This window comes from Solibacillus cecembensis, from assembly GCF_050272495.1.
Lineage (GTDB): Bacteria > Bacillota > Bacilli > Bacillales_A > Planococcaceae > Solibacillus > Solibacillus cecembensis.
In genome coordinates this window covers 14,081-38,812 of record NZ_JBNNMF010000005.1, presented here as the reverse complement: position 1 = coordinate 38,812, position 24,732 = coordinate 14,081, and the positions used below count along the sequence as shown (strand labels likewise).

Here is a 24,732-nt window from a genome sequence, read left to right as displayed (position 1 = left end):
TCTTTCTAAGTGCATATGAAATCGTTTTCAGAAAATAACAACTTTATTTATTGCTGTTTAAATATGTTCACTATTAGAAAAAATGTGTTATACTAATGAGCGAATATAACAATTAGACTTAATCGTACTTTTAGGAGGATTTAAATAATATGACAGTTTCTATTGCAATCAATGGTTTTGGCCGTATCGGTCGTATGGTTTTCAGACAAGCGATGATGCAAGGTAATGTAAATATCGTAGCAGTTAATGCTAGTTACCCAGCTGAAACGTTAGCACATTTAATTAAGTATGACACAAATCATGGTACTTTCCCTGGAACAGTTGAAGCAGAAGAAGGCGCTTTAATCGTAAATGGTAAACGTGTTGTATTAGTGAGCGAACGTGATCCGTTAAAATTACCTTGGACTGAGATGGGCGTAGATATCGTTATCGAAGCAACTGGTAAATTTAATGACCGTGACAAAGCGGCGATGCATTTAGAAGCTGGTGCTAAAAAAGTTATTTTAACTGCTCCAGGTAAAAACGAAGATATTACGGTTGTTCTAGGTGTAAATGACGAGAAATTAGATTTATCAAAACATGATGTAATTTCAAATGCATCTTGTACAACAAACTGCTTAGCTCCAGTAGCGAAAGTATTAAATGATGAGTTTGGTATTGTAAACGGTTTAATGACAACAGTTCATGCTTATACAAATGACCAAAACAACATTGACAACCCACATAAAGATTTACGTCGTGCGCGTAACTGTGCATCATCAATTATTCCAACTTCAACTGGTGCAGCAAAAGCATTACGCTTAGTGTTACCGGAATTAGATGGCAAAATTCATGGTATGGCATTACGTGTACCAACACCGAATGTTTCTTTAGTAGACTTAGTAGTAGACTTAGAAAAAGACGTGACAGTGGAAGAAGTAAACAATGCATTCAAAGCGGCTGCTGAAGGTAAAATGAAAGGTATTTTAAACTTCACAATGGAGCCACTTGTATCTTCTGACTTCAACACAACGACTTTCTCTTCTACAGTAGACGGTTTAACGACAATCGTTTTAGGTGATCGTAAAGTAAAAGTTTTAGCTTGGTATGACAATGAGTGGGGTTATTCTGCTCGTGTAGTAGACTTAACAGTGAAAATTGCAAAAGAACTTGCAACAGTAAACGCTTAACTTGATTCAGCTGAATCAAGTTAAAGCACCTGGCGGATGTCACAGATTTTAAGGGGAGTTTTTCGAGCTCGCTCGAAAAAAATCTGGACGCAATTACGCAGAGGCGTAATTGATTAAAGTGAAATAAATCCTTTGCGAAAAGTTACTATTTTCTCGCAAAGGTTTTTTCTATTGCACATACATATTAAGAAGCTGTATAATTTTCGGAAACGATGCGCGCGCAGGAATGACTATTTCACGCGCGTTATTTTTGTTATAATACGATTATGACTTAAGAATCAGGAGAAAAAAACTATGAGATGTCCAGCTTGTCAATACAACGGAACACGTGTTGTAGACTCTAGACCTGTTGATGATAATAAAGAAATACGAAGACGTCGTGAATGCGAATCATGTAGCTTTCGATTTACTACGTTTGAAAAAATAGAAGAAACACCATTAATTGTTGTGAAAAAAGAAGGTTCCCGTGAGGAATTTACGCGTGAAAAGGTTTTACGTGGGCTTATTCGTGCTTGTGAAAAACGTCCGGTACCACTAGATCAGTTAGAAGAGCTTGTGATGGACATTGAAAAAGAGCTACGTCGTGTAGGAAATGCCGAAGTACGCTCAGAAGATGTCGGTGAAATGGTGATGGACCGTTTAGCGAAAATCGATGAAGTTGCATATGTTCGATTTGCATCGGTTTATCGTCAATTTAAAGACATTACCGTTTTTATTGAAGAACTAAAAGAGATTATGATCCGTCAATCACATGATAAATAATTCAGAGGGAGGTACAAAAAATGGTTCATTTGATGAAAGAATTACAGCCTACGGATCATTTTGAAATCAAGCTCCCTCACGCATTATCGACAAATGAACGCCAGCTTGTCACGTTATTTTATCAACCATTAACAGGGGCAGAACCGATTAGTCTTTATTTAACGTTATGGGCAGAGGCGGAAAGCTATGCGCCACAAGAGATGAACCATTATTATTTAATGAATGTATTGTCGATGCCGCTACCGAAAGTGTTCGAAGCACGCATTGCTTTAGAAGCAATCGGGTTATTACGTACGTGGAAAAAGGATTTAGGGACTAGCCGTCATTTTATATATGAGCTTGTGCGTCCATTAGATGCCCAAAGTTTTTTTAAAGATCCGCTACTGTCGATGTTTTTGTTCAGTAAAATTGGAGAAGGTCCTTATCGAAAACTGCGCCAACGATTTATTGCGCAACCAAATAATGAAGCATTTGAAGAAGTGACCCGGACGTTTATTGATGTGTACAAACCTGTGCATACGAATGTTCCGACTGATTTTAATGAAGAAGAAGCACCGAAGCAACAAGATTATCCGTTTTATTATGAACAATTTGATTTTCAATTATTACAGTCAGGCTTATCAGAGCAACTTGTCCCTTCTTCTGCATTGACGATTGAAGCGCGAGAAATGATTGCCAAGCTGTCCTTTTTATATAAGCTGTCCCCAATCGATATGCAAAAAGTCGTTATTTTAGCATTGGATGAGCAAATGAAGTTGCCGACAGAAAAGCTGAAAAAGGCTGCTGCAGATTACTATAAGCTAGCTGTCTCAAAAGATGCACCGACGTTTACAAAGACTTTCCAAAGTAAGCAAGTGGAAGAAACGGCTCCACAAAATTTATCGAAGGAGCAGGAATTGCTTCAATACTTAGAAACGACACCACCCGTACAAGTTTTGCGAGATATTAATAAAGGCAAGGAACCGCTCCCTTCGTCGATTCAGCTCGCGGAAGATTTAGTTGTCACATACAGTATGCCAGTGGGTGTTGTGAATGTCTTGCTCGAATATGTCATGCTTTCTACGGATATGAAGTTGCCGCGAAGTTATGTTGAAAAAATAGCTGATCACTGGAGTCGTAAGCATTTAAAAACGGCGAAAGAAGCGATGGATTTAGCGCGCCAAGAACGTGATAAATATGCGCAGTGGAAAACAGAAAGTGCTACGCCAAAACCTTCAACGAATCCGAGTAAACCGTTTCAAAAACCACCGGCGTCTCGCAAAAATACACGTAATGAGCAAGTGCCAGATTGGTTTTATAAGCGGGATGAACAACCGAAGCAAGAAGACACAAGTGCAGTCGATTTTGAAAAAGAACGTTTGAAAATATTGCAGAAACTAGATCAACAACAAAAGTAGGTGAATTCCAATCGAACCGATAAATGAACAGTTAAATCAAATAAAGAAAAAAATGCCGTCATTTGAAGCGCGTTTTGAAGAGATGCGTAGGGAAACCGTCGAGCATCCGAAAGTGCAACAATTTTTACTAGAACATAATCAACAGTTAACGAAACAAATGATTGATATTAGTTTACCGAAGCTGTATGAATACATTTCACAAGATACAGATTGCTGTGGCTGTGGTGATACGAGAAATTGTACGAACTTGTTAAAGGGGCACGTCCCGAAATTGTATACGACATACAATGCGATTGATACGACCTATGTGCCGTGTGCGCAAAAGTTACGAGAAGACGAAAGACGTGATGTGGCAAATATGATTTCAAGTATGTATATGCCAAAAGATGTCTTAAAGGCGACGTTGAAAGATTTAGCCATCGACAATCACTCCCGTTTGAGCATTGCGGATCAAGCAGCTGAATTTGTTGCAGAATTTAGTCGTACAGGTGTGCTACCCAAAAAAGGGTTTTACTTATATGGTCCGTTTGGTATAGGGAAATCCTTCGTGCTTGGTGCGATAGCCAATGAACTCGCTTCATTAAAAGTGCGTTCGGTTGTGGTTTTTGTACCAGAATTTTTACGTGAAATGAAAAATGCGATTTCAGATAATACATTAAATGGGAAAATTGATTTTGTGAAAAAAGCACCTGTTTTGATGCTGGATGATATTGGCGCTGAAACGATGTCAGCATGGACGCGCGATGAAATAATAGGGACGATTCTGCATTATCGTATGAGTGAAGAATTACCAACCTTTATTACGTCAAACTTTGATTACGCAGGACTAGAGCATCATTTAGCACAGTCTCAGCGTGGCGATATCGAGGTTGTGAAAGCTGCGCGTGTAATGGAGCGGATTAAAGCGGTAACGACCCCAATTCAGATGGATGGCATTAACCGCCGTCTGTAATTTTTCGGAAAAATCGTTTATTAGCAGTTGCAATCCGCATGAAACGAGCGTATACTACTGTAGTAATTAACAACATTAATAAATGCCTTGAAAAGGACAACAAGTTTTATGAACTAGCTATTAGAGAGGGAAGTCATGGCTGCGAGCTTCCTAGCACAAGCGTAAACCTTTACTACCTTGGAGCAGTGGCGGGGCAAATCCGTCAACGTTTCTCAGTACGTTAACTGACCGAGAGCTTCTTATTCGTATTTTACGAAGAAGGAAGAAGGGTGGCACCACGAGCATATACAGCATCGTCCCTTTACCAGGGACGGTGCTTTTTATTTTGCCAAAAATAAGGAGGACAACAACATGTCAGAAATGATTCAATTAACTTTCCCAGATGGCGCAGTGAAGGAATTCGCTAAAGGCACATCTACTTTAGACATTGCAGGTTCAATTAGCCCAGGTCTAAAAAAATCTACATTAGCAGGTAAAATTAATGGCACGTTAATCGATGCTAAAACAGGTATTGAGCAAGACGGTGCAATTGAGATTATTACGAATAAATCATCAGAAGCATTAGAAATTTTACGTCACTCAACAGCGCATTTAACTGCACAAGCGGTAAAACGACTTTTCCCGGAAGTGAAATTAGGAATTGGTCCGGTTATTGATTCAGGTTTCTACTATGATATCGATGCACCGACGCCGATTACAGCAGAAGATTTACCGGCAATTGAAAAAGAAATGAAAAAAATTATCGCTGAAAATATCGAAATCGATCGTAAAGCGGTTTCTCGTAATGAAGCACAAGCGATTTATGAGCAAGTTGGCGACGAATACAAATTAGAATTATTAGAAGCGATCCCAGCTGATGACGAAGTATCGATCTACTACCAAGGTGATTTCTTTGACCTTTGCCGTGGCGTTCACGTGCCATCAACAGGGAAATTAAAAGAGTTTAAATTATTATCTTTAGCAGGTGCTTACTGGCGCGGAAACTCAGATAATAAAATGCTACAACGTATTTACGGTACAGCTTTCTTCACGAAGGATGAGTTAAAGCATCACTTACAAATGATTGAAGAAGCAAAAGAGCGTGACCACCGTAAAATCGGTAAAGAATTAAATTTATTTATGACGAGCCAAACAGTTGGTCAAGGTTTACCATTATGGTTACCAAACGGTGCAACAATTCGCCGTACAATCGAGCGTTACATCGTCGATAAAGAAATCTCTTTAGGTTATAAGCATGTTTACACACCAGTTCTTGGGTCAAAAACATTATATGAGACTTCAGGTCACTGGGATCACTATCAAGATGGTATGTTCCCACCGATGGAGATGGACAATGAAACGCTTGTATTACGTCCGATGAACTGCCCTCACCATATGATGGTATTCAAAAATGGTTTACATTCTTATCGTCACTTACCACTTCGTATTGCAGAGTTAGGAACAATGCACCGTTATGAAATGTCTGGAGCAGTTTCAGGTTTACAACGTGTACGAGGAATGACGTTAAATGATGCACATATTTTCGTTCGTCCAGATCAAATTAAAGCAGAGTTCAAAAAAGTAGTGGAGTTAATTCTTGAAGTTTACAAAGACTTTGATTTAACAGATTACTCATTCCGTTTATCTTACCGTGATCCGAACAACAAAGAGAAATACTATGATGACGATGAAATGTGGGAAACAGCACAACGCATGCTAAAAGAAGCGATGGATGAGCTTGGTCTAGATTACTTTGAAGCAGAAGATGAAGCGGCGTTCTACGGACCGAAATTAGATGTTCAAGTAAAAACAGCGATTGGTAAAGAAGAAACATTATCAACTGCACAACTTGATTTCTTATTACCACAACGCTTTGACCTTTCTTACATTGGTGAAGATGGTCAACCGCAACGTCCGGTAGTTATTCACCGCGGTGTTGTATCAACTATGGAACGTTTCGTAGCCTTCTTAATTGAAGAATACAAAGGCGCATTCCCTACATGGTTAGCACCAGTACAAGCGACAATTATTCCAGTATCGAACTCGGTGCATTATGATTACGCGCGTGAAGTACAGGAAAAATTAGCAGCAGCTGGCATCCGTGTAGAAATGGATGATCGTGAAGAGAAATTAGGCTATAAAATCCGTGAAGCACAAATGCAAAAAATTCCTTACATGCTTGTTATCGGAGACAAAGAAGTCGAAGCAGGCGGCGTAAATATTCGTCGTTACGGCTCAAAAGATTCTGAAACAGTTAGCTTTGAGGAATTCTTAACAACTATTTCAGCAGAAGCAACGAAATAATATTAGGATAGAAGTTACTCGAGAGGTGAATCCTTTTGGGTAACTTCTTTTCTTTAAGTACGTGCTACGAAAATTGAAAAAAACGGTATTCTGACAAGGTGTCAAAATACCGTTTGGAAAGTTTATAATTTAAATTGTGTTACCGAATTTTGGAGTTGTTCTGCACTATTGCTTAAATTAGTTGAGACGTTTGCAATATCTTGTAACGACTGCATTTGATTAATAATGGCATCATTCGATTGAGCGGATTCATTTGAAACGATTGCTGCTTGTGATGCTAATTCTTGTACAGAAGCGGTCACTTCCTCAGCCGCTGCCGAAATTTCCTCGGTTACTGATGAAACATCCTCGATTTGTTCTTTCATTTGATCAACGGCTACTGAAATATTATTGAAGGATTTTCCGGCATTTTCAATAATACCAACACCTTGCTCAACAGAAGTTAAACTATCTTGAATCGCATTTTCTACGTTTTTCGTGTCATGTTGAATTTCTGTTGTTAATGAAACGATTTTTCCTGCTGAATGGTTCGATTCTTCTGCAAGTTTACGAACTTCATCTGCTACGACAGCAAAGCCTTTTCCGTGTTCGCCAGCACGTGCTGCTTCGATCGCGGCGTTTAATGCCAATAAGTTCGTTTGGTCGGTAATGCTTGTAATCACCTTTGAAATGTTTTCGATTTCAGCGGATTGCTTACTTAATTTTTGGATAAGCTCGGTTTTTAACTTTGTTGATTGGTAAATCGTTTACATTTGACGTTTTGCTATTGAAACATTAGCCTCACCTTCATCCGCAATTGTCGATGTAGCCGATGCTGACGAATGAAGCGTCTGCGCAGATTCCGCAATGCGCTGGATAGCAGAAGAAGTTTCCTCCATTGCTACGGCACATTCTTTTGCTGCTGCAGCGGCACTTGATGTGTTAACTGAAGATAGCTGTGCACTTTTTGATATGTTTTCGGATGTTTTTGTCATCTCGGTTGTTGAAGCACTTAATTCTTCGGAAGACGTACTTAACTGCTCGACATTCGTAGCCATTGAATGAATTAACTGCTGTATCGTACTTTTCATTGTGTTAAATGCTGTTGTTAATTGTCCAATTTCATCTTTTGATTTTACTTGAATATCGGATTCACTTAAATTCCCAGAAGCGATCGTTTGAACAGCAGTTTTTAATTTTTGTAAAGGTGTTGAAATTTGACGGCTTAGTATGAGTGCTATAATAATACCAACAATAATCGCTGTGAAAAAATTAATTGTCGAAATGATTAGGGCCATGGTCATATTTTGATCACCGGAATTTTGGGCTTCATCAAATAATTGTTTTATTAAATTATTTAATTCATTCCCTGCTGCTACTGCCTCATCACGAGCCGGGAGAACATTATTCGTATAATGGATTACCGCCGTTTGAGAGCCATCATGTTCGTTTAATGAAAGGGTTTCAGCTAATTGTTCTTCATAAGTTTCTACTTTTGTAGCGAGCGCAGCAAGCATATCCTTTGTCTCAGAACGTTTGAACTGTTCGTTTAAAGAAGCAATCGCAGCATCCAAACTTGTTTGTGTATTATGGAAGTCTTGCAGGGAAGCATTGTCCCCTAATATGTAAGTTTGGGCTTGTGAAGCTTCTAATGTAATATAATGCTGTATATCGCTCACTTCATATAATTGAGGTAAACCAGTTTTTAACGTATCGCTATAATGTTTATCTATATTGGTTAGCTGAGTGAATAGAACCGTACATGCAACCATTATGATTAAAATCATAGCGGAAAATCCTAAGAGTAATTTCTTTTTAATGGACATTTTATACACTCCTTTAGTATAGTTATATTTAGCTTAATATAAAGTAAGTTGAAATGATGTGTCAGAATAGTGAGAAAATAATGATCCGAAGTATTATTTTTTTCTTTATAAATATTGTTGACATTATTTAATGAAACATGTTATTATTATTTAGGTTATGAATACAAAGTTTGAAAGTAGAGGCTGCCCGCTTCTCACCTGACGAATGCTTCCGAGTTATTTACAGGTAATTACACGTTGAATTGTTTTACGCAATCGTTGCGTATGCACATATAGCGGGCGGACATCTCAAATGTCCGTCTTTTTTGTTGGGTTAAACCACAAAATGATTGGGAATATGAATTTATTTCCAAGTGACATATGGACATATCACCGAGGTGTACCGTTCGACCAGGGTATATACTTTACACCAAATCTATGTATTCGGGACACTATCTTGGAGGTGGATTAATATTAGCAAAGACATGTATGTAAACGAAGGCATTCGCGCACGTGAACTTCGATTAATCGATCACAATGGAGATCAACTAGGCGTTAAAACACGTATTGAAGCGTTAGAACTTGCTACTCGTGCTAACTTGGATCTTGTCCTTGTGGCCCCTCAAGCCAAGCCACCGGTCGCTCGTATCATGGACCATGGTAAGTTTAAGTTTGATCAGCAAAAGAAAGACCGTGAAATTCGTAAAAATCAAAAGGTTATCATTATGAAAGAGGTTCGTTTGAGCCCTACAATTGATGAGCATGATTTCCAAACGAAGTTACGTGCCGGCATTAAGTTCCTTGAAAAAGGCGACAAAGTGAAGGCATCTATACGTTTCAAAGGTCGAGCAATCACACACAAAGAAATTGGTCAGCGTGTGTTAGATCGCTTTGCTGAAGCTTGTGCTGAAATATCTACGGTTGAACAAAAACCGAAGATGGAAGGCAGAAGTATGTTCTTAATTCTTCAACCGAAGGCAGAGAACTAAAAAGTATTGTTAGAAACAAGTTTAGGAGGAAATCGACATGCCAAAAATGAAAACTCACCGTGGAGCTGCGAAGCGTTTCAAAAAAACAGGTACTGGTAAATTAAAGTTTGACCGCGCTTACGGAAGCCACTTATTCGCTAACAAATCAACTAAAGCAAAACGTCACTTACGTAAAGCTAAAGTTGCATCATCTGGCGATTTCAAACGTATCCGTACATTATTAACGTACATGAAATAATCGTTTAACGATTTTTCGGTAAAACAAAAACAAAAATACAATTAAACATTCGAAAGAATAAGCAGGAGGTAATTGCTATGCCACGCGTAAAAGGCGGAACAGTAACACGCGCTCGTCGCAAAAAAGTATTAAAATTAGCTAAAGGTTACTATGGTTCAAAACATACATTATATAAAGTAGCTAACCAAGCAGTAATGAAGTCAGGTTCTTATGCATACCGTGACCGTCGTCAAAAGAAACGTGATTTCCGTAAATTATGGATCACTCGTATCAACGCGGCTGCACGCATGAATGGTTTATCTTATAGCCGTTTAATGCACGGTTTAAAATTAGCTGGTATCGAAGTTAACCGTAAAATGTTAGCTGACTTAGCTGTAAACGATGCTGCAGCATTCGCTCAATTAGCTGAAGCTTCTAAAAACGCTCAAGCTAAATAATTTACACTTCAAAAGACTGACAGGGAGAATAGCTCTCCTTATCAGTCTTTTTTTCGGTCGTTAGGAAAGTAGCTGCTTTGAGAGAAACGAGCACACGAATTTTGTGCGAACGAGTTCTTTCTAAGAAGCGAAAGGAGGAACGAAATTTTATGGATTTAGCTGTACTTGCATACGTTTCGATTGTTTCACTTATTTTATGTATCTATATGTATAGTGATAAGGAACGTGCTAAAAATAAAGAATGGCGTATATCAGAAAAAACATTATTTACGTTAGCTTTTTTCGGAGGCGCAATCGGAGGCGTGCTCGGCATGTATTTATTCCGACACAAAACGAGAAATAACGCCTTCGCATTTGGTTTTCCGTTACTCGCTGCTGTACATATTTTCTTACTCGTTCAGCTGTTTTAACATTAAACGCACGGCAAAAATCCACCATTAAACATAAGTTGAAATGGTGGATTTTTGATTAGAGTAGCTCTCAAAGAAAGTAACTTAAAAAGAAGCCTGTACGTTAATCTTTCATTAGCTTCTCAATCGGATTTTTCCAGTTAATTTTTGCATTTGGATAACTCATTAAAATTTCTTTTTCTAAATAGAGAAAATCCTCTCTTGTAAAACCTTGTAACTTCATCGAATCATGCACAAAAACGAAAATACTAACTACTTCAAACGCATTTTCAGTAGTACCTAAATATTTCTCACCTTCAAATAACGCATCTTTATAGGAAATGAAAAAGTTTTTACGAATATTTTTGACATCATCATAAAAGTAATATTGCCCATTTTCATATGCTTCATCGAGTTTACGCTTCGGATCTGTTAAATAACGTACTCCTTTATAAAATATGTAAATGATGAGAATAATAATGGCAATGCGCAATAATAGAGCCACTGAACTTCCCCCTTGCTTACGCTGTTTTCATGCTATACGATTGAGTAGTGTAAAAGGTTTCATTTTTTTGATAAGTAAGGAGAAATAGTATGGAATTTAAACAGTTATTTGAAATGCAGCATGCGCTTGATCAATTTATTGAAGAAACGCAAAATGTACAAAAGGATGTATTTGAGGAAAAAAGTTTAGCACTTTTAGTAGAATTATCAGAACTTGCGAATGAAACGCGCTGTTTTAAATTTTGGTCGACAAAAGGGGCTTCAGAACGCGAAGTTATTTTAGAGGAATTTGTGGATTCGATTCATTTCATGCTGTCGCTTGGAAATATGCGAGGTTTTCTATTAACGGAATGGCCAAATTTACAACAAAAACAAGAACTAACGCCATTATTTATCGAACTGACACAAGTTGTTTTGACTTTCGTAAAAGTGCAGACGGAAGCGAGTTATCAAGCGCTGTGGAATAGTTATAGTATACTTGCATATAATTTAGGGTTTACTGTGGAAGATATCGTAAAGGCTTATAAAGAAAAGAACGAAAAAAATTATGAGCGCCAGCGTTCAGGGTATTGACTTGATTCGGCAGTGGTTTTAACCCCCCAGCCGAATCAAGTCAATGTTCCAGCGGATGTCACAGATTTTTTAGAGGAGTTTTTCGAGCATGCTCGAAAAAAATCTGGACACAATTACGCCGAGGCGTAATTGATTACTACTATTTCACATTTCGAAATAATTTCGTTATAATATGGAATGAAGTACATATTTAGGAGGCAGATGAATGATGACAAAGCTTGACTCAACATTACAAATGTTTAAAGATTTAACGGATGCAAACGGAATTCCAGGAAATGAGCGTGCACCTCGCGAGGTAATGAAAAAATACATTACACCATTTGCTGATGAAATTGAAACAGATAACTTAGGAAGTTTAATCGCTAAAAAAGTGGGCGATGAAAACGGACCGAAAATTATGGTTGCCGGCCACTTAGATGAAGTTGGTTTCATGGTAACACGTATTGATGATAAAGGTTTCGTATTTTTCCAAACAGTTGGCGGCTGGTGGGGCCAAGTAATGCTTGCGCAACGTGTGACAATTACAACGCGTAAAGACGGAGAAATTATTGGGGTAATCGGTTCAAAACCACCTCATATTTTACCAGCAGAAGTGCGTAATAAGCCAGTTGATGTTAAAGCGATGTTCGTTGATATTGGTGCAACTTCTAAAGAAGAAGCGATGGAGTGGGGCGTTCGTCCAGGCGATATGATCACACCATTTTTCGAATTCCACGTAATGAAAAATGAAAAGCATTTATTAGCAAAAGCTTGGGATAACCGAATTGGCTGTGCGATTGCAATCGATGTATTAAAAGCATTAAAAGACGAAAAACATCCAAACATTGTTTACGGTGTAGGGAATGTACAAGAAGAAATTGGTCTACGTGGTGCGAAAACGTCAACATTCAAAGTACAACCAGATATCGGTTTTGCAGTAGATGTAGGTGTAGCAGGTGACACGCCAGGCGTAACACCAAGTGAGTCGACTTCTAAAATCGGTGCAGGTCCACAAATCGTTGTATATGATGCGTCAATGGTGTCACACACAGGCTTACGTGAATTGGTTATTGATACTGCAGAAGAAGCAGGCATTCCATATCAATTCGAAGCGATGGCTGGCGGCGGTACAGATGCGGGCTCTATCCATATTACAGCAAATGGTGTTCCATCACTTTCAATCGGTGTTGCGACGCGTTATATCCATTCACATGCAGGTATTTTACACCGTGATGACTATGACAACGCGGTTAAATTAATTGTAGAAGTGATCAAAAAATTAGACCGAGATACAGTGAATAAAATTATTTTCGACTAATAAATTGAGCTGAAACGATTTTTAGTATATGTAGAAGGTAGATTAATTCTGAAAAGGAATTAACCTACCTTTTGTATTATGTAAATATCTTTTGTTTTAATATTCTAATCATACAAATGAAAAAAGAACGGGGGAACGAAAATGATTTGGTTCATATTAGCAGGGCTATTTATCTTTTTAGGCATTGCAGTACATAAAATGAAATGGTATTTCTTAATTTCGGGCGACAATACAATGTCAAAAGAGCGCAAGGCTAATGTTGATACAAAAGGACTCGGGCGCATGACAGGTATGTATATGTACTTCCTAGCACTAATATTTGCAGTAATGGGCGCCTTGCAGTGGATGGGTAAACCGGCAGTGTCAGTACCGATTATGATGGCGATTGCCGCAGCGACGGTTGTTTTCATTATGAAGGCGCAAAAGTTCAATGGCAATTTAGTTGATGAAAACGGCAAATGGAAAAAAGGTGCGAGTAAGCAATTAAAAATACCAATAATTATTTTAGTTATTACGTCAATAGGTGTAGCGATTTTAATGTATTTTTCAACGCAGCAATCTGGCATTGTCGCGAGTGAAGAGGCGCTTAAAATAGGTGGCATGTATGGAGATACATATGAGTGGGCAGAAATGGAGCAGCTTTCTTTAATAGGAGAACTCCCTGAAATCTCGATGCGTACAAATGGATCTGCTGTCGGCTCCCAATTAAAAGGACATTTTAAATTTGAAAATGGTGAGAAGGCAAAACTTTTCGTTGACAAAAGTGTACCACCATTTATTTCGTTTGTCGTGAATGATAAAAAAACCATATTCAATTTAGATACAGCAGATGAAACTGCGATGTTTTATAAAATGATGGAAGAAAAAGTTCAACACGAATAATTCAAAAGGGCGTATGAAATGAGTTTAAATTTCATACGCCTTTTCAATTTAAATACTTATAGAATGTACTCCATTTAACTTTGCTTTAATAGCTACGATTAATTGCTCCGTCATTTGTGGGACAAAGGTTTCTAAAACGGGATTAATCATCATGCCCATCATTCCACTTGCAGAAAGGTCGAGGCTTCCAGTGAATTGTGTTGTCGTTTCGTTCACCTTATGCAGCTTAAAATAGCCATGCCCATTAAAGCTATCCGAAAGACCAGTTAACTTGAACTTCACATCGGACGGTGCAGTGACTTCTTGAATATCAACTTGTAATTTGATTGTTTTTTTCGTGAAACCAAGATCCGCTTTAAATACCCAATGAAATTGCATATCATTTTGTACCTCATGTGCTAAATAACCAGAAATTAATGGCGCCCATGCATTAAAATCCTTCGTAAAATCCCAAACGACCTCATTGTTTAATGCGACTTCAACTGTGTGAATAGCTTGTGGCATTGCTCGTTCATCCCCTTTGAACTTCATTTCGAATGGCTTTGTAAGGAATAGGGAAACATCCAAATGAAAACCAATCATTCGTTTCATTATTAAGGAAAATAACTATAATTTCAATATAATTTTCTATTAATTCTAATAAAGTTAGTTATTTTCTACTTAAAACAGGTATTTACTTTATTATCTAAAAACCGATTTATGCCTAATTATAAATAAAATTAAATATTTAATTTTTTATAATAATTCACTTGATTTTATAATTATGCATATGTATAATAAAGACAACATTAAGGTTACAGAGGTGTAGGACATGAAATTATTAGAAGAAATACAGTTAAAGCCTGTCGAAAGCTTAAAAGGCAAAGATTTGCTAACACTGCTTGATTATACAAGCGAAGAAGTTCAAGATTTAATTAAATTAGCAACGCAGCTCAAAACAATTACAAAAGCGGGTAAATGCCCACGTCTACTAGAAGGTAAAACGTTAGGGATGATTTTTGAAAAAAGCTCGACTCGTACGCGTGTTTCATTTGAAGTAGGCATGCAGCAGCTAGGTGGCTATGGCATGTATATGAATGCAAGAGATATGCAAATTGGTCGCGGTGAGCCTGTTTCAGATACAGGTCAAGTTTTGTCAGGATATTTAGACGGTATTATGATTCGTGCCAATTCACATACAATGGTTGAAGAACTTGCGGAGGCTGCTTCGATTCCGGTAATCAATGGTTTAACAGACATTGATCACCCTTGCCAAGCATTAGCTGACCTTGAAACAATCGCTGAAAATAAAGGTGAATTAAAAGGCTTGAAAATTGCCTATGTTGGGGATGGCAATAATGTTGCCCACGCATTAATCGTTGCAGCTGCACATGTAGGTATGCACGTAACGGTTGCAACACCAGCTGGTTATGAATGTGATGAAACGATTATCGAAAAAGCACAACAAATTGCAGCGAAAAATGGCAGTATCGTTTTTGTTACCAATGATCCTGTATTAGCTGTAAAAGATGCGGATGCGATTTATGCAGATGTTTGGACATCGATGGGGCAAGAGGAAGAAACGGCACAGCGCTTAAAGGACTTTACGGGTTATCAAATTAATGATGCACTTGTTGCCCATGCGAAGCCGGATTATATGTTCCTTCACTGTTTACCAGCACATCGCGAGGAAGAAGTAGCAACATCTGTCATTGATGGACCGAATTCGTACATTTTTGAACAAGCAGAAAATCGTTTGCATGCACAAAAAGCAGTGTTAGTTTCACTGTTGGCTGAATAGAAGAAGCTTCACGATTACGGGTTGTAATGGTGTTGCTATATAAGGATGTCTACTTGCGAGCAGGAAGGGTGAACAAGTAGACAGTAGCGCTGTTTGATGTTGGAATGGGAGACGCTGTGACACATCAAATAACTACACGTGATGAACGTACTCAAGATGGAATACCTCATCACTACATAGTAAAAGCAATCCGGGAGACGCTGGGTTGCTTTTTTTGATATTTAAAGGGGGGCAACTTGCAATTTTATCTTATTAAACTGAAGGTGAGTTTTTGGAAGGATTAACTTAGAATATTATCGAATTATTATAGGGGAGAGGTGTTTAACATGAAATTACTTACTGAAATTATGAATGAAGAAATAGCTAGAGATATTCTTAGCTGGGAATATGAGAAACCATATGATTTTTATAATAATGAACAAACAGATGAAGCGATAAAGGAACTACTTGATGGCTCATATATTGCGCTACTTAATGATCATCAACAATTAATTGGATTTTTTTGCACGGGTGACAATGCGCAAGTTCCTGTTGGAAAAAAGTTTGGTGTTTATTCAGAGCGTTCAATTGATATGGGATTAGGTATGAACCCTAAATACGTAGGCAAAGGGAGTGGTTTTGAATTTAGCTCATTTATTTTGCGTTATATTGAAAAGAACTATCAAGGCACTCCAATTCGATTGACAGTAGCAAAATTCAATCAAAGGGCAATCCATCTATATGAAAAGCTTGGTTTTGAGAAGAAAGACGAATTTAGCTCTGATTTTGCAGAATTCATGACTATGGTTAAAAAAGAGTAGGGGGTAAATAGATGGTTATTATTAGAAACATCGAAAAAAGTGAATTTGATTTTTTGACAGATATGTTTTATGAATCAATCCATATACTTGAGAATAAACAGAATAAAGAGGAATTAATAAATTCGCCTCATTTAAAAAAATATCACGAAGGTTGGGGAAGAGATGGCGACGCAGCATTAATCGCATTAAATACGAATAATGAAGCGGTAGGAGCTGTTTGGTATAGATTGTTTGATGAATTAAATCAGGGATATGGTTATGTAGACAGTCAAACGCATGAATTAGGAATTGCAGTTGCGGAAGAAGTTAGAGGAACAGGAATAGGAACTTTGCTTATGAAGAAAATAATTCATCAAGCAATTTGTGAGGGATATAAATCCATTTCCCTAAGTGTCGATCCTGAAAATAGTAATGCAGTTCATATTTATAAGAAATTGGGCTTTTTAGATTACGGCATGTCAGGAACATCCATTACTATGGTGTATAGAGTAAAAGAATAGTAAATCTTTTTTAGAGAAAGGTTGTGAAGTATTGGGTGGCTATAAAGCGATACTATTTGATTTAGATGATACTTTACTTAATAGGGATAATGCTGTAGAGAAAATGTTTTTAATTATTTTAGAAAAGTGCTATGAGAATGTTAAAAACTCCGAAAGAAACAGAATGCTAAATAAGTTTAAGGAATATGACAATAAAGGCTATGGCAATAATAATAAAATAAAAGTTTTGGAATCACTTTTCGATGAATTTCCACCCCGATATAGATTGCCACGCAACGACATTCAAGATTTTTGGAATCATCATTTTCCAAATTGCTTTTCGATAAATCAAGAAACTATAAATATCATCAATACGATAAAGATGCATGTTAAAGTTGCGATTATAACAAATGGTTCAACTCAAAGACAAAAAGCTAAAATAATTCACACTAATTTAAATCGTTATTTTGATATAATCATTATTTCTGAAGAAGTGGGGTTAAGTAAACCGGACAAACGCATATTTGAATTAGCATTAAATAAGCTTAATGTGGAACAGGAAGACGCATTATTCGTTGGAGATGACTTAGAAAAGGATATTGGCGGGTGCCAAAATGCAAAAATAAAGGGCATATGGTTCAATCCTCATTTGATTAAGAATGATACCGCAATAAAACCAAATGGTGAGATTGATTCCTTGGATAAATTATTAAGTTATTTTACATAGTAATTAGAAGCAGGTATATGGATGAGTGAAGAAGCGGGAATTATATGAGGGATAATTCATATTCATGAATCAAATAATAAGCTAAGGGGGAGAGAGGATATATACTGAAAAAGAGTCCCTTCAGATAGTTTGTAGGGACTTTCCTATATAATTGATGTATAAATTTAAACCCAAAATGATTATTTGTATTTTTTGGCTAGAGATTCGCTGCCAATTGCTCCAATGATAGTCATAAAAAACGGTCCAATTTGAAATAACAGAGACCCCTGTAAGAACACGATATTTAAATCAAATAATTTATTCCCAATTACAATGAATATCTTAGCTAGTATGCTTAAAAAGCCAATTATTAAAAGAAAATCAAAAAATAATTTCCATCTTGGATAGGCTAATTTTTGGCTATCTTTTATAAGTTTCTCTTTCAAAGAAGCATCCTCCTTTACTAATTCGTCCAGAGTAATTTCAAATATATCACTTAACTTAATTAGCAACTCAATACTTGGGTAACTTTCTCCACGTTCCCACTTGGAAATAGATTGTCTACTAATATTAAGTTTTTCTCCAAGCTGTTGTTGTGACATATTGTGCTTTTGACGTTCTTCTTTTATTTTTGAAGAAAAATACATATGATCAACTCCTATCCCCAGTATATTTATTTTTACTAAAAAACTAAAGAACCGTATAGTTGCAAAGGTGTAAACTGTTAGTTTCCCCTTGGAAAAAACGTTACATAGTAGTTATATCAACTATGTAACGCTCTTTTATTTTTTCTTTAATTACTATGACAAATGTATTCAATTAATAAGGTACACCATCTAAAAATGTACCGTTACGATAGCTAGCGTACGCTTCTTTAATTTCTTCTTCTGTATTCATAACGAATGGACCGCGCGCAGCAATCGGCTCTTTAATAGGTAATCCCGCGAAAACAACGAATTTTGCAGTAGATATCGCGCTAAATGGAATCGAACCTATTTCGTTGGAACTGTCAAAACGAACGACTTGATGTGACTGTATTGTTTGATCTTGAATTGTAATGCTCCCTTCAAGAACATAAAGATAGCTATTATATTGTACAGGAATAACTAGCTCAGATGCCCCGTTTTCTACAGTAACAGCCGCAAAAGTAAAGGGTGTGAATAGTTTCATCGGAGACTTAGCGCCGTTCATTTCACCAGCATATACCTCAATTTTACCGCCATCGAATTCAGTAACTGGTACATTTTTATGTGCTAAATCCTCATATTGACCGTCGACTTTTTTGTGTTCACGTGATAGATTGACCCAAAGTTGTAGGACACGCGCTTCTTGCCCAGGATCCGGGTTTTCATTGTGAATAATGCCTCGACCAGCCGTCATAATTTGAAAATCACCAGGATTTAAACGACCTCCGCCATTTGTTTTACTATCATAATGCTCCAAACTGCCATCAATGACATAGGTAACGGTTTGAATACCTTTATGTGGGTGATCGGCAAATGTATTATGTGCAAATTGATCGTCAGCTAAAATAATAAAAGGATCATGTTCTTGTGGATTCGTTGGCTGTAATACTAAACGTACTTGTCGACCAGCGCCACCTTGAAGTGGAATGGATTGAACGGATTTAATTGTTATCATAAAATACGCCACCTTTTTTGAATGTTTGTTATGTAAGCAACACGTGTTGTATATTTGTACTATAAGGTGAATCGTGCAAATGTTCAATGAACAGCAATGAAATTCTGTTGTAAAGTAGAAAAAACACCTCGACGCTGATTTGAGAAGGGGCATTCTCAATTTCAACGGTAGGTGTTTTACTAGTGCTCATATTTTTAAATTACTACGTGCCTGTTTTTTTAATGAAATAACTAATTCACTCTTTTGTAATCCGCTCATTACGATGCGAACTGAGCAGCTAACTTTTGGGAAAATTCGTTCCTTTCATTTTCATTTGCTGCACTCCACCATTTCTCTAAAAACACACCGAGACCTGGTAGCAGATGCTCCTCACCGCGTGAAATAGCATCGTTTACAATATCGCTAAACTCCTGTGGCTGTTGATTTGTTACGTTTGCCGTAATGGCTTGTCGAATTTGAAAATCCATATGAAACCTCCTTTTCACTTACTATGAGCCAAAATTCAACAATTATACATGGAATCCATTAGGGAAAAAAAGCGTTTTATGCTAGAATAGGTAATCGAATAAAGGTAGAGGACGGATAAAATGAAACGAATTGAATCAACTCAAAACTCGCTTGTGAAGCATTGGAAAAAGTTGTTAACGCAGCGCAAAGAACGTGAAAAATCAGGCGAATATATCATAGAAGGTTTTCATTTAGTAGAAGAAGCATTGAAACATAAAGATCAAATTACCCAAATAATTGTTCGTGACGGCGTAGATTTGCCGTTACTTTGGGACATTGATAGTGTCGAGCTTGTTGAGGTTAATGATGCCGTAGCAAAGGAAATTGCCGAAACGGAAACTTCACAAGGTGTGTTTGCACATTGTACGCAACGTGAAGTGTCGGATGATGAAAAATATGATTGGCGTAAAGTATTGTTAGTCGATGCCGTACAAGATCCGGGGAATATTGGTACGATGATTCGAACGGCTGATGCAGCTGGAATTGATGCAGTTGTACTAGGAAAAGGTTGTGTGGACGCATTCAATCCAAAAACATTACGCTCTGCACAAGGTTCGCATTTCCATATTCCTGTTGTACGCGGAGATTTAATGGAATGGATTGAAAACCTTCAGCAAGATGGTGTTCGTGTATATGGTACATCACTTGAAGAAGCAGTTTCGTATAAGGATGTCGAGCCAAGCGATGCCTTTGCATTACTTTTAGGCAATGAAGGTAGTGGGATAAGTCCACAATTGCTTGCTAAAACAGATCAAAATGTCATTATCCCAATATTAGGTGGGGCAGAATCTTTAAATGTAGCAGTGGCAGCAGGCATCTTGTTGTATGCATTTGTGAAATAAAAAATTTAAAAGCTAAATTGTTAATGAAATCCCTGTGAAATGTGCAGGGATTTTTTTGCTATATAAATTCAACAAAAGTTTCTATCTTTCCATTGTCAGTATTCTAATAGGGATTTTCATAAAGTATATGCTAGTTTAGGCTGGCTAAGCACATGAGGCGCACAGACAAGGTTAGCACAAATCTATACGTCTCGTCGTAAATGATTAACTATGGAAATATGAAGGCATACAAAAAGCGCTTTTGAGGAAAACTGAAAAATCGCTCTACGTTTAGATAAAAAGCGGTTTATCCCTGGTTTATTTGTAAAAAACATGTAGGTCATACAAATTGTTGATGAATCTAAATAATCGGAAAATAAAAACTTTTGTATGTTCATCAAAATGTCATTATTAATATAATGTAGTTTAATCGCTCGATATTGCGACTTTTTCATATAGATTGATTCGTTATTCCGTATTGCCGAATTTATCCATCGAAAAAAAGGGGGTAAAATTAGCGTTTTTCCAGTTAGATGTTTTGACTCTTATTTAATGTTTCACTAGAATCGATAACAGTTAGACAAGTCATTTAGGTGCTGCGCATGAAACGATAATAAATTCTTCTGTCGAGATTGCCGAAAACATCACTTACGATTGATAAAATACGTACGGATGAAAAAGTATGTATTGTGGGAACATATAACTTAGTTTTCACTATACACATAGTGCAAAAGGTAACAAAAGGTTTTTATTTTATGCAACACTTATTTTTTAGAGTTTAAGCACTCATTGAAAGCGCTTAAGACAAATCTAACTAGCTCTATCTATATTGGAAAGGAGTCCAACTATGAAAGTAAATATGAAGGGAACATTACTCTCTCTCATGGGACTAGGCGCAGTATTATTAGCAGGCTGTAATGATAAATTAGCAGTCCTTGATCCTAAAGGTCCTCAAGCACAAAGACAGGCCGACGATACGATTTTATTAATTACGCTTATGTCAGGCATTGTACTTGTCGTATTTGCAATGTTGGTATTTATGTTAATTAAATACCGCGCATCAAAACAAAGTCCAGATTATGAACCACCACATATCGAGGGTCACTGGCTTGTAGAAACGATTATGATTGGTATTCCTGTAATTATCGTTATTTTCTTATCATTTGTATCTGTTAAGAGTAACTATATTGTTGAAAGTATCCCTCAAGGATATGAAGATCAGGAACCACTTGTAATTTATGCTTCATCTTCAGACTGGAAATGGCATTTCAGCTATCCAGAACAAGATATTGAAACAGTAAACTATTTATACATTCCAGCTAATCGTCCAATCGAATTTAGATTATATTCATTCGGTTCGATTACAAGTTTCTGGATCCCACAACTTGGTGGTCAGAAATATGCCATGTCAGACATGGTTACAACATTAAATTTAGCAGCGGACGCTCCAGGTGAATTTATGGGACGTAACGCAAACTTTAGTGGTCGTGGATCAGCAGAAAATACATTTGTTACAACGTCTATGACAAATGCTAAGTTTGATGAATGGGTAGAAGAAGTACATGCTACTGCTGACCCAATTACTGAAGAAAAGTTTGAAAAGATGTTAGAACCAGGCCATCTTGGTCGCGAAACTTATACAGGTACACACTTAGAGTTCTCACCTGCTCCACATCATGATGATCATGATTCATCAGAAGAAGATTCTTCTGTAGAAGAGCATGAAGAACATTCTACTAAGTAATTTTTCTTAATATAGAACTTTTGAAAGGAGTACTACAATGAAAGAATTTTTTGCTCAGTTTGCCATTCCGCATCCAAGTTTATTAATTTATATTGCGATGGCTTCTATGATTATTGGCGGAATCGCTTTAGTAGCTATTGTCACATACTTTAAATTGTGGGGCTATTTATGGCGCGAATGGATTACAACTGTTGACCATAAAAAAATCGGTATCATGTATTTACTCACTGCGCTATTAATGCTATTCCGCGGTGGTGTAGATGCAATGATGCTTCGTATGCAGCTTGCTGTTCCAGATAATTCATTTTTAGATGCACAGCACTACAATGAAGTATTCACAACACACGGAGTAGTCATGATTTTATTCATGGCCATGCCATTTATCACATTCTTCTTTAACTATTTAGTACCATTACAAATCGGGGCTCGTGACGTAGCGTTCCCACGATTAAACGCAATTTCTTTCTGGTTATTCTTCATGGGTATGGGATTATTCAACCTCTCATTCGTAATTGGTGGATCTCCAGATGCTGGTTGGACTTCTTACTTCCCACTAGCAAGTAATGAATTTAGTACTTCTGTTGGTACAAACTACTATATGATTTCGCTCCAAATAGCGGGTCTTGGTACGTTAATCACAGGTATTAACTTTATCACAACGATTATGAAGATGCGTGCACCAGGCATGACATTATTCAAAATGCCAATGTTCACTTGGTCGGCACTTATTGCCAACTTAATTATCGTATTCGCATTCCCTGTATTAACAGTGGCACTTGCAATGGGTACGTTAGACCGTTTATTCGGTACACAATTCTTTACTATGGATAACGGTGGTATGGATATGCTTTGGGCCAACCTATTCTGGGTTTGGGGACATCCTGAAGTATACATCCTGATTTTACCAGCGTTCGGTCTGTTCTCAGAAATTATTACAACATTTGCTCGTCGTAATTTATATGGCTACAACTCAATGGTTTGGTCAATGCTTATGATTTCTGTGTTCTCATTTGCGGTTTGGACGCACCATTTCTTCACAATGGGTCAAGGTGCTTTAACAAACTCAATCTTTTCGATTACAACAATGGCGATTGCCATCCCGACAGGTGTAAAAATCTTTAACTGGATACTCACACTGTACAAAGGGAAAATTGTTATCACGACACCAATGTTATACGCGTTACACTTCTTACCGTTATTTACATTAGGTGGGGTAACTGGGGTTATGCTTGCAATGTCAGCAGCTGACTACCAATACCACAACACAATGTTCTTAGTAGCTCACTTCCATAACGTAATCATCCCTGGTGTTGTTTACGCGATGTTAGGTGGTTTAACATTCTACTGGCCAAAAATGTTTGGCTTCATGCTGAATGAAAAAATTGGTAAAGCAACAGTTTGGGTAATGTCTACTGGTTTCTTATTAGCGTTCATGCCAATGTATATCACTGGTTTAGACGGTCAAGCACGTCGTATGTACACGTACTCAGAATCAACAGGCTTTAGCTTACTAAACATGGTATCATTCATCGGTGCTGGTCTGATGACAGTATCATTCCTTATGCTCGTATGGAACATTTGGTACAGCTTTAAAAACTCTTCACGTGATATTTCAAGTGACCCTTGGGATGCACGCGGACTTGAGTGGGCAACGCATACACCAGTTCCTGTTTATAACTTTGCAATTGTTCCGAACCTTGAAAAAGGCTCACCAGAAGCGTTCTGGGATGCTAAGAAAAATGGCGTTGAATTATTTAAAGGTAAAATTGAAGACATTCATATGCCAAATAACTCGGGGCAACCGTTTATTATGTCAATATTCTTCTTCATTGCAGGCTTCGCTATGGTTTTCAGTATGTGGCCAATGGCGATTTTCGGACTAATCGGCGTATTAGCTACGATGGCAGTACGTTCATTAGAAGACGATCATGGTTACCATATCCATGCACATGAAGTAGAAGAAACAGAAAAAAGTTATGACAAAGGAGGTGCGAAATAATGGGTAAAGTAAATAACAATGTTCCTTTAGAGTATTCTACTGAGGAAAACAATTTGAAAATCTTTGGTTTCTGGGTATTCCTAGGTGCGGAAATTATGTTATTCGGTACATTATTCGCATCATACTTCACACTTTCAGGCCGTACAGGTAACGGTCCAACTGGTGCTGAGATTTTCGAAATCACACCAGTTTTACTTGAAACATTTATTTTATTAGCATCAAGTTTTACAATTGGATTAGCCATTCATGCGATGCGTCTTGGTAGTAAAAAGGCGACGATGTCATTTATGATAATCACATTACTATTAGGTGCAGCATTCTTAAGTGTAGAGATTTATGAATTTATGCACTATGCACACATTGGTGCTGGCATTACAGTAAGTGCATTTACATCGATTTTATTAACAACTTTAGGAACACACGGACTTCACGTTACATTCGGTTTATTATGGGGTACATTCTTAGTAATCCAAATCGCAAAACGTGGGTTAACATCAGTGACTGCAGGGAAAACATTCATCTTCTCTCTATACTGGCACTTCCTAGACGTTGTTTGGATCTTCATCTTTAGTTTCGTGTACTTGAAAGGAATGATGTAA

At 37.3% G+C, this 24,732-nt stretch carries 27 protein-coding genes; 20 read left to right on the top strand and 7 right to left on the bottom strand.

Features of this window, described 5'->3' with window-relative positions; translation table 11 throughout:
* Nucleotides 1-149: 149 nt before the first annotated feature.
* From ACQKIH_RS05975 to thrS, 5 genes are all read left to right on the top strand, one after another.
* Complete coding sequence (locus tag ACQKIH_RS05975) at nt 150-1,169, top strand: glyceraldehyde-3-phosphate dehydrogenase (protein WP_057989777.1); 1,020 nt, start codon at nt 150-152, stop codon at nt 1,167-1,169.
* A gap of 294 nt (nt 1,170-1,463) precedes the next feature.
* Nucleotides 1,464-1,931 carry a transcriptional regulator NrdR gene (gene nrdR / locus ACQKIH_RS05970; RefSeq protein ID WP_057989776.1) on the top strand — a complete coding sequence of 156 codons (468 nt, stop codon included), beginning with the start codon at nt 1,464-1,466 and terminating at the stop codon, nt 1,929-1,931.
* Nucleotides 1,932-1,951: 20 nt separating this feature from the next.
* Nucleotides 1,952-3,328 carry a replication initiation and membrane attachment family protein gene (locus ACQKIH_RS05965; protein WP_427764110.1) on the top strand — a complete coding sequence of 459 codons (1,377 nt, stop codon included), beginning with the start codon at nt 1,952-1,954 and terminating at the stop codon, nt 3,326-3,328.
* Nucleotides 3,329-3,338: 10 nt separating this feature from the next.
* Nucleotides 3,339-4,280 carry a primosomal protein DnaI gene (gene dnaI, locus ACQKIH_RS05960; RefSeq protein ID WP_427764328.1) on the top strand — a complete coding sequence of 314 codons (942 nt, stop codon included), beginning with the start codon at nt 3,339-3,341 and terminating at the stop codon, nt 4,278-4,280.
* 351 nt (nt 4,281-4,631) lie between these two features.
* Complete coding sequence (thrS, locus tag ACQKIH_RS05955; RefSeq protein WP_057989773.1) at nt 4,632-6,563, top strand: threonine--tRNA ligase; 1,932 nt, start codon at nt 4,632-4,634, stop codon at nt 6,561-6,563.
* Nucleotides 6,564-6,685: 122 nt separating this feature from the next.
* On the opposite strand, the gene ACQKIH_RS05950 is transcribed toward thrS, so the two are convergent.
* Nucleotides 6,686-7,225, bottom strand: coding sequence for a methyl-accepting chemotaxis protein (locus ACQKIH_RS05950; RefSeq protein ID WP_427764107.1), 540 nt, complete (start codon nt 7,223-7,225; stop codon nt 6,686-6,688).
* Nucleotides 7,226-7,309: 84 nt separating this feature from the next.
* Complete coding sequence (locus ACQKIH_RS05945; protein ID WP_427764104.1) at nt 7,310-8,368, bottom strand: HAMP domain-containing protein; 1,059 nt, start codon at nt 8,366-8,368, stop codon at nt 7,310-7,312.
* Between the two features lie 464 nt (nt 8,369-8,832).
* Between ACQKIH_RS05945 and infC the strand changes: the two genes are divergently transcribed.
* The 4 genes from infC (at nt 8,833) to ACQKIH_RS05925 (ending at nt 10,421) form a co-directional block, all read left to right on the top strand.
* Nucleotides 8,833-9,336: a translation initiation factor IF-3 gene (gene infC, locus ACQKIH_RS05940; RefSeq protein WP_057989771.1), complete on the top strand. Its 504-nt coding sequence runs from the start codon at nt 8,833-8,835 to the stop codon at nt 9,334-9,336.
* A 37-nt stretch (nt 9,337-9,373) separates the two neighbouring features.
* Complete coding sequence (rpmI, locus tag ACQKIH_RS05935; RefSeq protein ID WP_036156293.1) at nt 9,374-9,574, top strand: 50S ribosomal protein L35; 201 nt, start codon at nt 9,374-9,376, stop codon at nt 9,572-9,574.
* 77 nt (nt 9,575-9,651) lie between these two features.
* Nucleotides 9,652-10,011 (top strand): 50S ribosomal protein L20, encoded by a 360-nt coding sequence (gene rplT / locus ACQKIH_RS05930; protein WP_057989770.1) that lies wholly within the window; start codon nt 9,652-9,654, stop codon nt 10,009-10,011.
* Nucleotides 10,012-10,160: 149 nt separating this feature from the next.
* Nucleotides 10,161-10,421, top strand: a complete 261-nt coding sequence (locus tag ACQKIH_RS05925; protein ID WP_057989769.1) for a DUF1294 domain-containing protein — start codon at nt 10,161-10,163, stop codon at nt 10,419-10,421.
* 103 nt (nt 10,422-10,524) lie between these two features.
* On the opposite strand, the gene ACQKIH_RS05920 is transcribed toward ACQKIH_RS05925, so the two are convergent.
* Nucleotides 10,525-10,905, bottom strand: a complete 381-nt coding sequence (locus ACQKIH_RS05920; protein WP_057989768.1) for a hypothetical protein — start codon at nt 10,903-10,905, stop codon at nt 10,525-10,527.
* An 89-nt stretch (nt 10,906-10,994) separates the two neighbouring features.
* Between ACQKIH_RS05920 and ACQKIH_RS05915 the strand changes: the two genes are divergently transcribed.
* From ACQKIH_RS05915 to ACQKIH_RS05905, 3 genes are all read left to right on the top strand, one after another.
* A complete protein-coding gene (locus ACQKIH_RS05915; protein ID WP_057989767.1) occupies nt 10,995-11,477 on the top strand; it encodes a dUTP diphosphatase in 483 nt (160 codons plus the stop codon).
* A 208-nt stretch (nt 11,478-11,685) separates the two neighbouring features.
* The gene (locus ACQKIH_RS05910; protein ID WP_057989791.1) at nt 11,686-12,774 is read left to right on the top strand and encodes a M42 family metallopeptidase; all 1,089 of its coding nucleotides are present in this window, start codon (nt 11,686-11,688) and stop codon (nt 12,772-12,774) included.
* Nucleotides 12,775-12,915: 141 nt separating this feature from the next.
* Nucleotides 12,916-13,656: a DUF3784 domain-containing protein gene (locus ACQKIH_RS05905; RefSeq protein WP_427764099.1), complete on the top strand. Its 741-nt coding sequence runs from the start codon at nt 12,916-12,918 to the stop codon at nt 13,654-13,656.
* 48 nt (nt 13,657-13,704) lie between these two features.
* Here the strand turns inward: ACQKIH_RS05905 and ACQKIH_RS05900 are convergent, their stop codons facing one another.
* Nucleotides 13,705-14,247 (bottom strand): SRPBCC family protein, encoded by a 543-nt coding sequence (locus tag ACQKIH_RS05900; RefSeq protein ID WP_427764096.1) that lies wholly within the window; start codon nt 14,245-14,247, stop codon nt 13,705-13,707.
* Between the two features lie 220 nt (nt 14,248-14,467).
* Between ACQKIH_RS05900 and argF the strand changes: the two genes are divergently transcribed.
* From argF to ACQKIH_RS05880, 4 genes are all read left to right on the top strand, one after another.
* On the top strand, nt 14,468-15,436 hold the full coding sequence (gene argF / locus ACQKIH_RS05895) for an ornithine carbamoyltransferase (RefSeq protein WP_057989764.1): 969 nt from the start codon (nt 14,468-14,470) through the stop codon (nt 15,434-15,436).
* A gap of 326 nt (nt 15,437-15,762) precedes the next feature.
* Nucleotides 15,763-16,236 carry a GNAT family N-acetyltransferase gene (locus ACQKIH_RS05890; protein ID WP_427764093.1) on the top strand — a complete coding sequence of 158 codons (474 nt, stop codon included), beginning with the start codon at nt 15,763-15,765 and terminating at the stop codon, nt 16,234-16,236.
* Nucleotides 16,237-16,247: 11 nt separating this feature from the next.
* The gene (locus ACQKIH_RS05885) at nt 16,248-16,736 is read left to right on the top strand and encodes a GNAT family N-acetyltransferase (RefSeq protein ID WP_427764091.1); all 489 of its coding nucleotides are present in this window, start codon (nt 16,248-16,250) and stop codon (nt 16,734-16,736) included.
* A gap of 49 nt (nt 16,737-16,785) precedes the next feature.
* Nucleotides 16,786-17,442 carry an HAD family hydrolase gene (locus ACQKIH_RS05880; RefSeq protein WP_427764325.1) on the top strand — a complete coding sequence of 219 codons (657 nt, stop codon included), beginning with the start codon at nt 16,786-16,788 and terminating at the stop codon, nt 17,440-17,442.
* Nucleotides 17,443-17,621: 179 nt separating this feature from the next.
* Here the strand turns inward: ACQKIH_RS05880 and ACQKIH_RS05875 are convergent, their stop codons facing one another.
* The 3 genes from ACQKIH_RS05875 to sspI form a co-directional block, all read right to left on the bottom strand.
* Nucleotides 17,622-18,068, bottom strand: a complete 447-nt coding sequence (locus ACQKIH_RS05875) for a helix-turn-helix domain-containing protein (RefSeq protein WP_057989761.1) — start codon at nt 18,066-18,068, stop codon at nt 17,622-17,624.
* Between the two features lie 172 nt (nt 18,069-18,240).
* Nucleotides 18,241-19,062, bottom strand: coding sequence for a pirin family protein (locus ACQKIH_RS05870; protein ID WP_427764088.1), 822 nt, complete (start codon nt 19,060-19,062; stop codon nt 18,241-18,243).
* A gap of 257 nt (nt 19,063-19,319) precedes the next feature.
* Complete coding sequence (gene sspI, locus ACQKIH_RS05865; protein WP_057989759.1) at nt 19,320-19,529, bottom strand: small acid-soluble spore protein SspI; 210 nt, start codon at nt 19,527-19,529, stop codon at nt 19,320-19,322.
* A 120-nt stretch (nt 19,530-19,649) separates the two neighbouring features.
* On the opposite strand from sspI, the gene ACQKIH_RS05860 reads away from it, so the two are divergent.
* The 4 genes from ACQKIH_RS05860 (at nt 19,650) to qoxC (ending at nt 24,732) form a co-directional block, all read left to right on the top strand.
* On the top strand, nt 19,650-20,411 hold the full coding sequence (locus ACQKIH_RS05860; protein WP_427764085.1) for a TrmH family RNA methyltransferase: 762 nt from the start codon (nt 19,650-19,652) through the stop codon (nt 20,409-20,411).
* Between the two features lie 826 nt (nt 20,412-21,237).
* Nucleotides 21,238-22,134 (top strand): cytochrome aa3 quinol oxidase subunit II, encoded by an 897-nt coding sequence (qoxA, locus tag ACQKIH_RS05855; RefSeq protein ID WP_427764083.1) that lies wholly within the window; start codon nt 21,238-21,240, stop codon nt 22,132-22,134.
* A 37-nt stretch (nt 22,135-22,171) separates the two neighbouring features.
* Nucleotides 22,172-24,133, top strand: coding sequence for a cytochrome aa3 quinol oxidase subunit I (gene qoxB / locus ACQKIH_RS05850; RefSeq protein WP_057989756.1), 1,962 nt, complete (start codon nt 22,172-22,174; stop codon nt 24,131-24,133).
* Nucleotides 24,133-24,732, top strand: a complete 600-nt coding sequence (gene qoxC / locus ACQKIH_RS05845; RefSeq protein ID WP_057989755.1) for a cytochrome aa3 quinol oxidase subunit III — start codon at nt 24,133-24,135, stop codon at nt 24,730-24,732. The genes qoxB and qoxC overlap by 1 nt, the downstream gene beginning before the upstream one ends.

Excerpts from the sequence above, each read along its gene's own strand:
- ACQKIH_RS05975 (WP_057989777.1), top strand. The coding sequence starts at position 150 with ATGACAGTTTCTATTGCAATCAATGGTTTTGGCCGTATCGGTCGTATG.
- nrdR (WP_057989776.1), top strand. The coding sequence starts at position 1,464 with ATGAGATGTCCAGCTTGTCAATACAACGGAACACGTGTTGTAGACTCT.
- ACQKIH_RS05965 (WP_427764110.1), top strand. The coding sequence starts at position 1,952 with ATGGTTCATTTGATGAAAGAATTACAGCCTACGGATCATTTTGAAATC.
- thrS (WP_057989773.1), top strand. The coding sequence starts at position 4,632 with ATGTCAGAAATGATTCAATTAACTTTCCCAGATGGCGCAGTGAAGGAA.
- ACQKIH_RS05945 (WP_427764104.1), bottom strand. The coding sequence starts at position 8,368 with ATGTCCATTAAAAAGAAATTACTCTTAGGATTTTCCGCTATGATTTTA.
- infC (WP_057989771.1), top strand. The coding sequence starts at position 8,833 with ATGTATGTAAACGAAGGCATTCGCGCACGTGAACTTCGATTAATCGAT.
- rpmI (WP_036156293.1), top strand. The coding sequence starts at position 9,374 with ATGCCAAAAATGAAAACTCACCGTGGAGCTGCGAAGCGTTTCAAAAAA.
- rplT (WP_057989770.1), top strand. The coding sequence starts at position 9,652 with ATGCCACGCGTAAAAGGCGGAACAGTAACACGCGCTCGTCGCAAAAAA.
- ACQKIH_RS05925 (WP_057989769.1), top strand. The coding sequence starts at position 10,161 with ATGGATTTAGCTGTACTTGCATACGTTTCGATTGTTTCACTTATTTTA.
- ACQKIH_RS05915 (WP_057989767.1), top strand. The coding sequence starts at position 10,995 with ATGGAATTTAAACAGTTATTTGAAATGCAGCATGCGCTTGATCAATTT.
- ACQKIH_RS05910 (WP_057989791.1), top strand. The coding sequence starts at position 11,686 with ATGACAAAGCTTGACTCAACATTACAAATGTTTAAAGATTTAACGGAT.
- ACQKIH_RS05905 (WP_427764099.1), top strand. The coding sequence starts at position 12,916 with ATGATTTGGTTCATATTAGCAGGGCTATTTATCTTTTTAGGCATTGCA.
- ACQKIH_RS05900 (WP_427764096.1), bottom strand. The coding sequence starts at position 14,247 with ATGAAACGAATGATTGGTTTTCATTTGGATGTTTCCCTATTCCTTACA.
- argF (WP_057989764.1), top strand. The coding sequence starts at position 14,468 with ATGAAATTATTAGAAGAAATACAGTTAAAGCCTGTCGAAAGCTTAAAA.
- ACQKIH_RS05890 (WP_427764093.1), top strand. The coding sequence starts at position 15,763 with ATGAAATTACTTACTGAAATTATGAATGAAGAAATAGCTAGAGATATT.
- ACQKIH_RS05885 (WP_427764091.1), top strand. The coding sequence starts at position 16,248 with ATGGTTATTATTAGAAACATCGAAAAAAGTGAATTTGATTTTTTGACA.
- ACQKIH_RS05875 (WP_057989761.1), bottom strand. The coding sequence starts at position 18,068 with ATGTATTTTTCTTCAAAAATAAAAGAAGAACGTCAAAAGCACAATATG.
- ACQKIH_RS05870 (WP_427764088.1), bottom strand. The coding sequence starts at position 19,062 with ATGATAACAATTAAATCCGTTCAATCCATTCCACTTCAAGGTGGCGCT.
- sspI (WP_057989759.1), bottom strand. The coding sequence starts at position 19,529 with ATGGATTTTCAAATTCGACAAGCCATTACGGCAAACGTAACAAATCAA.
- ACQKIH_RS05860 (WP_427764085.1), top strand. The coding sequence starts at position 19,650 with ATGAAACGAATTGAATCAACTCAAAACTCGCTTGTGAAGCATTGGAAA.
- qoxA (WP_427764083.1), top strand. The coding sequence starts at position 21,238 with ATGAAAGTAAATATGAAGGGAACATTACTCTCTCTCATGGGACTAGGC.
- qoxB (WP_057989756.1), top strand. The coding sequence starts at position 22,172 with ATGAAAGAATTTTTTGCTCAGTTTGCCATTCCGCATCCAAGTTTATTA.
- qoxC (WP_057989755.1), top strand. The coding sequence starts at position 24,133 with ATGGGTAAAGTAAATAACAATGTTCCTTTAGAGTATTCTACTGAGGAA.